This is a genomic window from Methanomassiliicoccales archaeon LGM-DZ1 (assembly GCA_030168595.1).
GTDB lineage: Archaea > Thermoplasmatota > Thermoplasmata > Methanomassiliicoccales > Methanomethylophilaceae > Methanomethylophilus.
On the sequence record CP115556.1, the window covers coordinates 791711 to 804200 of the forward strand.

General features: G+C 64.2%; 9 protein-coding genes. 7 read left to right on the forward strand and 2 right to left on the reverse strand.

All coding sequences use genetic code 11. The features are described from left to right. The first annotated feature begins 166 nt into the window (after window positions 1-166). The 4 genes from O8W32_03740 to O8W32_03755 are packed head-to-tail and all read left to right on the forward strand — an operon-like array spanning window position 167 to window position 4600. On the forward strand, window positions 167-1195 hold the full coding sequence (locus tag O8W32_03740; GenBank protein ID WII09941.1) for a transposase: 1029 nt from the start codon (window positions 167-169) through the stop codon (window positions 1193-1195). 51 nt (window positions 1196-1246) lie between these two features. Then, window positions 1247-1819 (forward strand): hypoxanthine/guanine phosphoribosyltransferase, encoded by a 573-nt coding sequence (gene hpt, locus O8W32_03745; GenBank protein ID WII09942.1) that lies wholly within the window; start codon window positions 1247-1249, stop codon window positions 1817-1819. A 49-nt stretch (window positions 1820-1868) separates the two neighbouring features. Beyond that, entirely contained in the window at window positions 1869-3179 is a 1311-nt protein-coding gene (locus tag O8W32_03750; GenBank protein ID WII09943.1) for a tripartite tricarboxylate transporter permease, read from the forward strand. A gap of 23 nt (window positions 3180-3202) precedes the next feature. Further along, a complete protein-coding gene (locus O8W32_03755; GenBank protein WII09944.1) occupies window positions 3203-4600 on the forward strand; it encodes an MFS transporter in 1398 nt (465 codons plus the stop codon). 47 nt (window positions 4601-4647) lie between these two features. On the opposite strand, the gene O8W32_03760 is transcribed toward O8W32_03755, so the two are convergent. Continuing rightward, window positions 4648-5040, reverse strand: coding sequence for a thioesterase (locus O8W32_03760; protein ID WII09945.1), 393 nt, complete (start codon window positions 5038-5040; stop codon window positions 4648-4650). Between the two features lie 96 nt (window positions 5041-5136). Here O8W32_03760 and O8W32_03765 point away from each other — a divergent pair, with 96 nt between their 5' ends. The 3 genes from O8W32_03765 to O8W32_03775 all read left to right on the forward strand — a co-directional run bounded on the left by O8W32_03765 (window position 5137) and on the right by O8W32_03775 (window position 11504). Then, a complete protein-coding gene (locus tag O8W32_03765) occupies window positions 5137-8907 on the forward strand; it encodes an AAA domain-containing protein (GenBank protein ID WII09946.1) in 3771 nt (1256 codons plus the stop codon). 100 nt (window positions 8908-9007) lie between these two features. Next, window positions 9008-9226, forward strand: a complete 219-nt coding sequence (locus O8W32_03770) for a heavy-metal-associated domain-containing protein (protein ID WII09947.1) — start codon at window positions 9008-9010, stop codon at window positions 9224-9226. Between the two features lie 7 nt (window positions 9227-9233). Then, entirely contained in the window at window positions 9234-11504 is a 2271-nt protein-coding gene (locus tag O8W32_03775) for a heavy metal translocating P-type ATPase (GenBank protein WII09948.1), read from the forward strand. 289 nt (window positions 11505-11793) lie between these two features. On the opposite strand, the gene O8W32_03780 is transcribed toward O8W32_03775, so the two are convergent. Continuing rightward, entirely contained in the window at window positions 11794-12453 is a 660-nt protein-coding gene (locus tag O8W32_03780; protein ID WII09949.1) for a diphthine--ammonia ligase, read from the reverse strand. Window positions 12454-12490: the final 37 nt, after the last annotated feature.

Consider the following 12490-nt stretch of genomic DNA (forward strand, 5'->3'; position numbering starts at 1 on the left):
ACCTCTGTTCCGCTTGGAATTCTATTATTTCTTTTTTTCGATAGACATAAATATACAATATTTGAACGGCATGTTGTGCAAGGCGAAGAGCCAGACATCGGAAAAGAGAGGAACGCCCCCCTGTGCGTAGGAAACATGCGGGGGCGGCCACCCGGAAGCGATTCGGATGACATGCCAAGATAGCGCTGACAGCATAGTTAAGGGTATTGCGGGGCCCCGCGGGAACCGCGGGGCGAACAGAGGCAAATCGTACTCGAGGATGCCGGCGGACGGCGGCGCCTCGGGGCAGTTCGCCGAGGCGCTGACGGCGGCCATGGACGCCGCCGGGGTGCCGCAGTGTTTCTCGAAGTTCAGCAACTGCATCTACACGGACCGCCAGAAGCTGGCGGTGCTGGTCCTCATGGCCCGGCACGGCATCAGCTACGGGGCCGTCCGCAGGGACCTGGGCATGTACAGGGGCTTCACCGACGCGATCGGCCTGAAGCGCATCCCGGACGGCTCGACCCTGTGCAAGTTCCTGAAGCGGATCGGGACGGACGTCCTGGAGAGGGTGGTGAGGGCCTTCGGGGCCGCCGCGGACGGCGGCGCGACGGTGGCCGTCGACAGCACCGGCCTGTCCGACTTCGACAGGTCCGCCCATTACGAGAAGCGCCTGGACGACTTCGGTGCCGGGCGCAGCAGGTCGTTCACCAAGCTGTCGCTGGCGGTCGATACCGGCACCAGGATCGTCCTGAGCGCGTCGGCCTCCGCCGACGGGCACAGGAACGACACGACGTTCATGCCGGGGCACATCTCGGACCTCGCAGGCTCCGGGCTGAAGGTCGACTGGCTCATCGCGGACAGGGCCTACGACTCGTCGCTCAACCACCGGCTCGTGCGGAAGTTCCTGGGGGCCAGAGCGGCGATCCCGGTCCGCCGCGGCCAAGGGAACCGCGGGACCGCGATCCACGGGCCGTACAGGCGCATGATGGACGAGGCCCTGTCCGACCCGGACAGCGCCGAGAGCAGGGCGTACAGGCGCAGAGCGGTCATCGAATCGACGAACTTCATGATCAAGAAGGCGGCCGGCCCGTCGGTATCGGCCAGGATACCGGCCTGCAGGGAAAGGCAGGCCCTCCTCAAGGCGATCGTCTTCAACGTCCTGAGGGTCATCAGGCTGGGACGTATCGATAGGCTGCGGGGAGGGTTTCAATGAGACCGGACCCAGAGGACCAACATTTTACCGTCGTACCTGAATCGGGGGCACATGTACGACAGACTCATCAGGAGCTTCGAGGAATGCCCCGTGGTGGACCGCAAGGGGTACCCGTACTTCGTCCATCCCCTCACGGACGGCGTGCCGAGGATGGACCCAGAGGTCCTGGAGGAGGTCCTCGGGTGGATCATGGCCGAGGCCGACCTCCGCTGCGACGTCCTCGCCCTGCCCGAGGCCATGGGGATACCCCTGGGGGTGCCGATATCTCTGAGGACGGGGATCCCGTACACGGTGATCCGGAAGAAGGAGTACTTCCTGCCGGGAGAGGTCTCCGTGGAGCAGAAGACCGGGTACTCCTCGTCTGTTATGCACATCAACGGCATATCCGCAGGGGACAGGGTCACCATCATCGACGATGTCGTGAGCACCGGCGGGACCCTGACGGCCATCATCAAGGCGATAAGGGACGAATGCGGCGCTGAGATCGCGGACGTCGTGGTCCCGGTCGACAAGGCGAACGGCAAGGAGGCGGTCGAGAGATCCACCGGGGTCCGCGTGAAGACCATGGTCGAGGTCTCCGTCGGCCCCGACCGCCGGGTGAAGTGCCGCCTCACGGGCAGTTAAGCTGACTCCCGTACCCTCCCTTCATTAACCGCTCCCCGCTCGGCGGAGCGTGGGGCCGGAGATCATCATCCTGGTGCTGGCGGCATCGGCCGTCGGGGCGGCGGCCGGCACGTTTAGCGGCCTGGTCCCGGGAGTGCATGTCAACACCCTGGCGGCGCTCATGCTCGCCGCATACCCGGCCATAGAGGCGGCAATGCCTGGCTCTGTGCCGGACGGGTACGTCCCGGTCCTGGTCGGCTGCGTCATAATGTCGGCGGCCGCGGTCCATTCCTTCGTAGATTTCGTGCCGTCGGTGTTCATCGGGGCGCCCGACCCCGATGAGGCGCTGTCCGTGCTCCCCGCCCACCGGCTGCTGCTGGAGGGGCACGGCATGGCGGCGGTCCGCGCTGCCGCCGTCGGAAGCGCCGTGGGGGCGGCGTCCGCGATAGCGTTGGCGGTTCCGATGCAGTGGCTCCTGCTGCACGGCCTCGGCCCCTACCTGGATGCTGCTACGTTCGGCGTCCTCGCCGTCACGCTGGCGGCCATCATCCTGATGTCCCCGAGGCCGCTGGCGTCCCTGGCCCTCGCGGCTGCCGCCGGGGTGCTGGGATGGGCGGTCATGAACCTGGGGATCCCGTGCAGGGGGATCATGGGCGACGGAACGATGCTCTTCCCGATGCTCGCCGGCCTCTTCGGGCTGCCTCCGCTGCTCGACAGGGAGCGCGCCGCCGACATCCCCGAGCAGGTTGATGACGGCAGGGACCCAGTAGGCCCGCTCCCCGGCCTCAAGGGGGTACTGACCGGATGCATCGCGGGCTGGTTCCCAGGGATAACTGCGGCCGCCGGGTCGTCGCTGGCATCGGCGCTGTCCCGGGAGAACGATGCGGCGTCGTTCATATCGATGACAGCCAGCATCGGAACGGTGACATCAGTATTCTCCCTCGTCACCCTGTCCGTCTCCGGCAGCGGGAGGTCGGGGACGGCGCTGGCACTGAAGGAGGTCATAGGGGATTCGCTGGAAGGTTTCTGCTCCGAGGCGTTCGTCCTGATCCTGTTCAGCATCGCGGTGTCCTCCGCCGCCGGCTACGCGATAACGATCGGGGCCGGGAAGGCGATGGCCGGGATCGCCGAGAGGGTGCCGTCTGATACCCTGGGGACCGTCTCCCTGCTCCTGATCCTGGCGCTCGTCCTCCTGCTGACCGGCCCGTGGGGCCTCGCCGTGCTGGCACTCTCCGCGGCCCTGGGCATGGCCCCCCCGGCCCTCGGCATCGGGAGGGTCTGCCTGACGGCATGCCTCATCGTCCCGGTCCTGATGTCGCAGGCGGGGCTGAGCCCGGACGTGCCCGTCCTCCTGCGACGTGATTCTAGATGTTTCAAATAGGGGTTTTCCGTGCCGGGTTGCGTATGCAGAGAACCATACTCGACGGAAAGCACACTGCTATGATGCTGGCGGTCGTATTCATCGCCACGTTCATGGACGGGCTCGACGGCAGCGTGGTCAGCGTGGCCCTCCCCGACATCGGCGAGAGCCTCGGCGTCGATACGGCCACCAGCTCCTGGGTCACCATAATCTACATGATGGTCCTCGCCGGCCTCCTGGTCCTGTTCGCGAGGATCGCGGCGGACAGGGGGGTGCGGAAGGTCATGGCCGCGGGATTGGCGGTGTTCACCGTCGGTTCCCTCCTCTGCGGGATATCTTACGACTTCTGGATGCTCATCGCCTCCCGCGCTTTCCAGGCCGTCGGAGCGGCCATGATGGCCGCGGCCGGGCCGATGTGCTGCACCGAGCACCTCCCGCCGGAGAAGCTCGGCACCGGCCTCGCGGTGGTCACTATCGGGTCCTCGGTAGGTTTCGCCCTCGGGCCAGCACTGGGCGGGATCATCGTGGAGCTCACCACCTGGCACTGGATATTCCTGATCAACATTCCGATCGGAATGCTGACGGCGCCCCTGGTCCTGAAGGCCATCCCCCCGTCCGCGGAGAAGGAGCGCAGGGGGAAACTGGACCTCAGGGGCACGGCGCTGCTCTTCGCCGCCATCGCCTCCGGGATCTTCGCCGTGGAGACCCTGTCCTACGACGGCTTCCTCGCCTACACCTCGGCGGCGGCCGTCATCTGCATCGTCCTCCTGGCGGCGTTCATCGCCTGGGAGAGGCGCCAGGACTCGCCGCTCCTGAAGCTCTCGATGTTCGCCAGGAAGGACTTCACGGCGATATTCCTGTGCCTCATGCTGATCAACCTCGCCTACATGGGGATCCTCTACCTCATCCCGTTCTACGGGAGGACCGTCGAGGGCATGAGCTCCATGGATGTCGGGCTCTTCCTGCTGGAGGCGGCGAGCATCACGGCCGTGCTGGGTCTTCCCATCGCCCGCTGGTCCGACAGGCGCGGCAGGAGATGGTTCTGCGTGACCGCCGGGCTCGTGACCGCCCTGGCGTTCGGCATGTTCGCGGTGTTCGCCGGGAACATTGACCTCCTGCTGTTCGGCCTCATCATGATCCCCCAGGGGATCGGATGGGCGTTCGTCGGGGGCCCGATGGCCTCCAGGCTCGTGGAGCACGCCGGGAGCGAGCGCGACATGGCATCGTCGCTGACCAACGAGGGCTATTACATCGGGGGCGCCCTCGGCACCGCGATAGCCGCCGCCATGTTCACGTTCTTCTCGAAGTCGGACGGGGTCGACATCGGGGATGTCACCAGGGACGCCTTCCTCGACGGGTTTGTCCCCACGGCCGCCTTCGTCACCGCCTGCTGCCTGGCAGTGGCGCTGATCTCCTGGGCGGTCAGGGATAGGAAAGAATGACCGCGGAGGCCCCGGAACGGCCCGGGGCCCCTGCGCGATAGAAAAATTCAGTTGCCGGCCAGTTTCGCGGCCGCCTTCTCCATGAACCTTTCGGAGCGGACCCTGAACCTCTCATGGAACCCTCTCCCCACATCCCCGAAGCGGTCGGTTACCGACACTGAGAACCTGATCCTGGCCCTGTCGACCTCGACGACCTCGACGCGGCAGACGACCTCCGAGCCGACAGGCGAGGAGGAGACGTGGTCCACGTCCACCTTGGTGCCGACGGTGGTCTCCCCGGGCTCCAGCCCCGATTTCACGGCCTCCATGGCGGTCGCCTCGATGAGGAGGACCATCCTGGGGGTAGCGAGAACGGGCAGGGTCCCGCTCCCGAGGGCCTCCGCGGTGTCCGCTTCAGTCACTGCGAGCCTTTTCTCGGCCTTCATGCCTACGGTTATCATGTTTACGGGCAATCCCGCGTGTTTATTTAATCGGAACGGGCGTCGTTCGTTTTATTTATGGAACGGCATTTAGCACGGCGAGAAGGGTGGGACCTTATGGACTCGGAGGAGAACCTCTACAAGGAACTGGTGCAGCTGCGCAAGAAACTGAGGGAAGAGCACACCGCCGAAAACGGGAAAGCTCCCCAGATATGCTCGGACGAGGCGCTCATGGAGATGGCCCGCCGCATGCCGACGAAGCTCGAGGACCTGACGGCGATAGACGGCATCGGCCAGCGCTTCGCCGAGGTCTACGGGAACTCGTTCCTGGCGGTGACCAGGCGCTACGCCGTCACGGCCGCCAAAGGGGCGAAGCTCGACGACGGCGTCGCCGGGACGCTCAGGGAGCTGCAGAAGAAGCTGGTGAACGTCAGCAAGGGCAACAGGCTCCTCTTCATGCCGCGCACCGGCGCCAAGAGCTCCTACGACCTGACGATCACCGTCCAGAGCGGCGACGTGCTCGATTTCCTCTTCGGGAGGAGGGAGAGCCTGACCGTCTGCGACAGGACCTCCGGGAAAGAGGACGCCAAGGCGTACACCCGGGTCAACAACATCTTCCGCGAGGTGAACCGCGACGTCAGGGAGCGCGGATCGTACGACCTGTACATCGCCTATCCTTTCTGCGAGGGGCGCCTCGAAGGCGATGAGGAGTTCTGCATCAGGGCGCCGCTCGCCCTGTTCCCGGTGAGGGCCGAGAGGCACTCCTCCACCTTCGTCCTGACGCTGGACAGCGCGCGCGACATCGTCTACAACACGACTCTGCTGCTGGCGTTCATGAAGACCTCGCGCCACAACCGCCCCCTGCCGGACAGCGTGATCGAGGAGCCCGACCGCCAGAAGTTCATGGACGAGCTGCTCGCCTTCTATGCGAGCGCGGGGCTGAAGATCGGCTGCGACCGGCGCAGGTCCGCCCTGGAGAAGTTCACCGAGTATCGGGCCTCGCAGTTCCCCAGATACGGCCAGGGCGAGATGATGGTCGTGTTCAGCGCCGTCCTCGGGAAGTTCCCGTCGTACTCCAACTTCATCCAGAGGGACTTCGACGAGATGCTGTCCGGAAGGGCCATCAACTCCACTCTCGCCGACCTCATCAAGGACCTCAACAAGGAGGACTACTATGCGGACGGCCCTGCCCCCCTCAGCGAGAGCGACATGAAGAAGGAGGGCATCGAAGCGTCCGAGAAGGATCTGACCTACATCAACGTCCTCAACTCAGCACAGGAGAACGTCCTGACCGCCATCGAGAAGAAGGACGATATCGTGGTGCAGGGCCCTCCCGGGACCGGAAAGTCCCAGGTGATCACCGGCCTCATCTGCTCGGCGGCCGTCAACGGGAAGACGGTGCTGATGGTGTCCGAGAAGAAGACCGCATTGGACGTGGTCTACAGCCGCCTGGGCAGTCTGTCGAAGTACTGCCTGCAGATCGACGACACCTCTGACAAGGACCGCTTCTACAGGCAGCTGGGCATCATGATGGAGATCCGCCCCCTGGCCATCCCCAAGGGGACCGACGAGATCTCCGGCCGCATAGACGAGGATGTCTCCAAGCTCACCGAGATATCCGACTGCATCTACAGCCCGGACGACTTCGGGATCGCTCCCGTCAGGCTCTACGGGATGGACCCCTGGCTCAACTCCGGGGACAGGAGCCAGTTCGAGACCTACAAGATCTACGAGAAGGACGTCGACGGCTCCCTGCTGTCCCAGAAATACGACGGAGTGAGGGGGCTCCACAGCAAGTTCGCCTCCTCCGGCCTGGTCGGCAACTACCGCGATTACTTCCGGATCATGGAGAAGGACCCGTGGATGGGCATCATGAAGCAGGACCTCAGCGGCTTCGACATCGCGGCGATGAAGTCCGACCTCGAGCGCCTCAGCGGGGAGGTCGAGGACCTCAACAGGAAGGGATTCCTGTCGAGGCTGTTCTCCAAGGGCAAGGTGACCAGGGACGCCACCTCGATAGCGAACAAGTACTTCCAGAGCTACGACGGGAAGACGATCGACCGGATCATGCGGGCGCCCGCCGAGTACGCCGAGGCGCTGGACAATTACGAGACCTACGCGAACCGCTCCACGGTCTACCACGGCCTCAGCCTCGCGGAGAGAGAATACGGGAAGGACCTGCTGGCCGTCGGGAAGGACCTCTCGATCGGCGACAGCGAGGCCAACGACGGGATCTACAAGTACCTGCTGAACAGGCGCCTGCAGTCGTTCGATTCCACCCACCGGCAGATCCTCCAGATGCTCCACGATTTCGACGGCATCATCGCCGACATAGACCTCAAGATGGAGCAGAAGAGGGCGGCCACCAGGAGGCTGCTCGAGGCTAAGCTCGCCGACTCCCTCCGCGTCATGAGCGAGTCCAAGCGCCGCGGGGACATCGCCAGGATCATCGAGAACAAGAGGAAGTGGAGCCTCGGCAAGTTCATCGGCCGCTACAGCTATGAGCTGTTCGGCGCCGTGAAGATCTGGCTCCTGACCCCCGAGGTCGTCTCCGAGATCATCCCGATGGACATGGGCCTGTTCGACCTCCTCGTGTTCGACGAAGCGTCCCAGATGTACGTCGAGCGCGGGGTGCCGTCCATCTACCGCGCCAAGAAGGTCGTCGTCGCCGGGGACCACAAGCAGCTCAGGCCCTCCTCCCTGGGGGTCGGCAGGATCACCTACGGCGACGAGGACGAGGACGAATCCGAGGACGTCGAGGTCAACAGCGCCCTCGAGGAGGAGAGCCTCCTGGACCTCGCCCGCTCCAGGTACGACAGCATCCTCCTGAACTTCCACTACCGCTCGAAGTACGAGGAGCTCATCGCGTTCTCCAACTACGCGTTCTACGGCGGGAGGCTCTACGTCTCGCCCAACATCGAGACCCCGGAGAGGCCCCCGATCGAGGTCGTCAGGGTGGACGGCGTCTGGAAGGACCGCAGCAACCTCGCCGAGGCGGACAGGGTGGTCGCGATCCTCAAGCGCTTCTCCGTCGAGAGGAGGAACAGGGAGACCGTAGGGATCATAGCGTTCAACGTGTCCCAGCGCGACCTGATCAACGACCGCCTCGAGGACGCCTGCGCCAAGGACCCGGACTTCGATGCCTGGGTGGCCGACGAGAGCCGGCGCTACGACAACGGGGAGGACGTGGGCCTGTTCGTGAAGAACATCGAGTCCGTCCAGGGGGACGAGAGGGACCTTATCATCTTCTCGATCGGGTACGCGAGGGAGCCGGACGGGAAGTTCCACCAGAGATTCGGCTGGCTCAACGCCCGCGGCGGCGAGAACAGGCTGAACGTCGCCATCTCCAGGGCCAAGCGCAAGATAATCATCGTGTCGTCGATCGAGCCGGAGGACCTACAGGTCGATGCCCTCGAGTCTGAGGGCCCCAGGATCCTCAAGAGCTACCTCCAGTACGCGAGGGCGGTCAGCAACGGCAGGAGGGACGAGGCCCAGGCGATCCTGAGGTCGTACACGGCGCCCGGGACCGACGAGCGCATCGAGGAGGAAGAGCAGGCGGCGGCCCCGGTGATGGACAGGGTCTACGAGACGCTGGTCAGGAAGGGCTACACCGTCGAGCGCAACGTCGGCATCGGCGGCTACACCATAGACCTCGCCGTCAAGCAGGACGGCAGGTACATCCTGGGCATAGAGAGCGACACCCGCATCTACGCCTCCGGCGCCGGGACGAGGGAGAGGGACTACCACCGCCAGAAATACCTCGAATCGAGAGGCTGGCACATCCACAGGGTATGGACCCCCGGCATGTGGAAGTCCCCGGACACGGAGATCTCCAGGATAGTCGAGGCCATCGAGAGGTCCCAGACCGGGTCCCCTATCCAGCCGTGAACCGGGGCCCGCATCTCGGCGATGCCGGGGGCCCCGGCCCCTGAAACTCTTTATTAGGCTCACCAAAATCATTATCGTTGATGCACGCATAACCGCACATATGGCAAAACTGAGCCTCAAGATCGAGAACATGATGTGCGAGAACTGCGTCGCGAACGTCACCAAGGCGCTGGAGAGCGTCAGCGGGGTGTCCGGCGTCAAGGTGAAGATCGGCTCGGCCAAGCTCGAGTACGACGAGTCCAAGACGGATGAGGCCGCGATCGTCAAGGCCGTGGTCGATGCAGGGTACCCTGCGAAGGTGAAGAAGGGCCTCTTCTGACGATGCGATGACGCAGAAGAAGGAGATCCTCCGCATCGGAGGGATGTCTTGCGCGGCCTGCGCCGTCAAGATAGAGGAATCCGTCAAGAAGGTCCCGGGCGTCTCCGATGCGGTGGCCAATTACGGGAACAACACGGCCACCGTTACCTATGAAGACGGCACAGACCGTTCGAAGATAATCGGCGCCATAGAGAAGGCGGGATACACCGTCATCGAAGGGGATGCCAAGGCCATCGCCGAGGCGGACCGGAAGGAGGCCGAGTACAAGAAGACCAACCTGATTATCGCGGTCGTCTTCGCGATCCCCCTGAGCATATACGCCATGGGGCCGATGTTCGGCGCGAGCATGCCGTTCCGCGACGACGACCCGCTCGTGTACGCGTGCATACAGCTGGTCCTGTGCTCCGTCATCCTCATCGCCGGCCGCAGGTTCTTCAGCCGCGGCATCCGCGGGCTCATGATGCTGAGCCCCAACATGGACTCCCTCATATGCCTCGGGTCCGGCGTCGGGTTCCTTTACGGGATATACAACACCTGGCTCATTTGGACGGGCGATACAGGCGCCGTGGAGGACCTGACGTTCGACTCGGCAGGCATGATCATCGCGTTCATCTCGATAGGGAAGTACCTGGAGGCCGTCGGGAAGGTGAAGACCAACGACGCTGTGTCCGGGCTGCTGAAGCTCGAGCCCCAGAAGGCCACGGTGATAAGGGACGGGAAGGAGGAGATCATCCCCCTGGAGGAACTGAAGGCCGGGGACACGGTGCTCGTGAGGCCCGGGGAGTCCGTCCCTGCGGACGGAACCGTCCTGGAGGGAGAGTCGAGCGTGGACGAGTCCATGCTCACCGGAGAGTCGGTCCCCGTGCTCAAGAAGGCCGGCGACAAGGTCTTCGGGGCCACCGTCAACGGGACCGGGAGCCTCAGGTTCCGCGCCGACCTGGTCGGCAAGGACACTGCACTGTACCAGATCATCGGGATGATCGAGGGCGCCCAGGGCACCAAGGCCCCCATCGCGAGGATCGCCGACCGCGTATCGGCGGTGTTCGTGCCCGCGGTGATCATCACAGCGGTCTGCGTATGCCTCCTGTGGCTGATCGCCGGGGGCAGGAGCGTGTCGTACTCGGTCACCGCCCTCATCTCCGTGCTGGTCATAGCCTGCCCCTGCGCGCTCGGGCTGGCGACCCCCCTGGCCATCATCATGGGCACCGGGAAGGGCGCCAAGTACGGCATCCTGTTCAAGAGCGCCGCCACCATGGAGGCATGCGGGAACATCGACACCGTCGTGCTCGACAAGACCGGCACCATCACCGAGGGGCACCCCGAGACGACCGATGCCGTCCCGGCGCCCGGGTTCGATGCGAAGGAGCTGCTGGCACTTGCGGCGGCGGCCGAATCCGACTCGGAGCACCCCATCGCGGCCGCCGTGGTCCGGAAGGCCAAGGCCGAGGGGCTGGAGATCCCGGAGCACAGCGGGTTCGAGAGCGTCACCGGCAACGGGGTCATCTGCACCGCGGGCGGCAGGAAGGTGGCCGTCGGGGGCGCAGGCCTCATGAAGTCCCAGGGGGCAGACGTCTCCGCCCTGGAGGACCGCTTCGACGAGCTCGCCGGGCAGGCCAAGACCTGCGTTTACGTCTCCGCGGACGGAAAGGCCGCCGGCATCATAGCCGTGGCCGACCCGGTGAAGGAGACCTCCAGGTCCGCCGTCGCATCGATGAAGGCCCTGGGCGTGGAACCGGTCATGATCACCGGAGACAACCGCGAGACCGCTCTCGCCGTCGGCAGGGAAGTGGGGATAGAGGACGTCCGCTACTCCGCCCTGCCCAAGGACAAGATCGATGCCGTCAAGCAGATGCAGGTGGAGCAGAGGACGGTCGCCATGGTCGGGGACGGCATCAACGACGCCCCCGCGCTGACCCAGGCTAATGTGGGCATGGCGGTCGGCTCCGGCACGGACATCGCCATCGGCGCTGCGGACGTGGTCCTCATGAACCCCGACCTGCGGAACGTCCCGGCGACGTTCGAGATCGGACGCGCCGTGGTGAGGAACATCCACCAGAACCTCTTCCTGGCACTGATCTACAACTCGATCTGCATCCCCATCGCCGCCGGGCTCCTGACTGTCCTCGGGCTCGGGGAGTTCGACCACATGCCCATGCTGGCGGCCGCGGCCATGGCCTGCTCATCGCTCTCGGTGACGGCCAACGCGCTGAGGCTCGGCAGGTTCAGGCCGCGGTCCCTGGAGGATGCCGGGCTGACGGCCCCGCAGCCTGCCGCCTGAACGATCAAACCTTATCGGGCGCCGGAATCCCGGCGCTCTCTCTTTTCATCCGGCAGGAAACCCTCAGGCACCCTGCTTCCCCAACAGCCAGTCGATCAGGTTCACGACATCGGTGCCGTCCTCGCTGCCGAGAGCAGGTCGAAATATTGCGTTCTTATGATCATCGTCATTGAACATGTCATTGCAAACTGATTCGAAAATATGTTCACTGATTGCAAAAATCAGAAAAATATTATTTTTGCAATCTCTAATGACAATTTTTTACACTTTTAAATGATTATCAAAATGATCAGACGATCTCATTCACTCTGAGCATTCCAGACCCGTGCTTCCATTCCTTCTCGGACGAAACGATCCTCAGCCGGTGCGAGTACGGCGGCGAATACAGCGCCATCGACTCATATTCCCCGCCTTCGCCCATGATGCTGATGCCGTACTTCGCGCGGAGCTTCTTCAGATCCTCGACCGCAGCGCGGTCGATCGGCCTCCCCAGCCAGGATTCGTCGAATCCCTCTGCATAGCATCCGACGATGACGGCCTCTATCCCCGCATCGATCAACTGGCCGAGCAGCATGTCCTGGTCCTTTCTCCACATCGGAGCAATGAACTTCAGGCCGAGGTCCCCGCAGACGATGTTCATCCGGTCCCACTGATAGTCCGACCAGACCGCACCCGAGACGACGCCGTCCACATCGAGGCCCTCGAGCGCCTTGCGGAGGCCCTCCATGTCGCTGCCTTCCTCTCCCGAGGAATGCCCTATGACCAGCTCCTTCCCCATGGCCTCGGCCATGGCGGGGACGCACCCCAGGTTGGGGGTGTGGAAGAGCCAGGAAGCACGGTCGTCAGGGACGACGTTCACCAGGTAGGGGACCTCATGGCCCCTCTGCTCCGCCAGATAGAGCGAGAACGCGGAATCCTTGCCGCCCGAGAAGAGGGATGCCAGCCTCATACGCGGTGACGAACCTGCGCTATCCTTATATGACTTT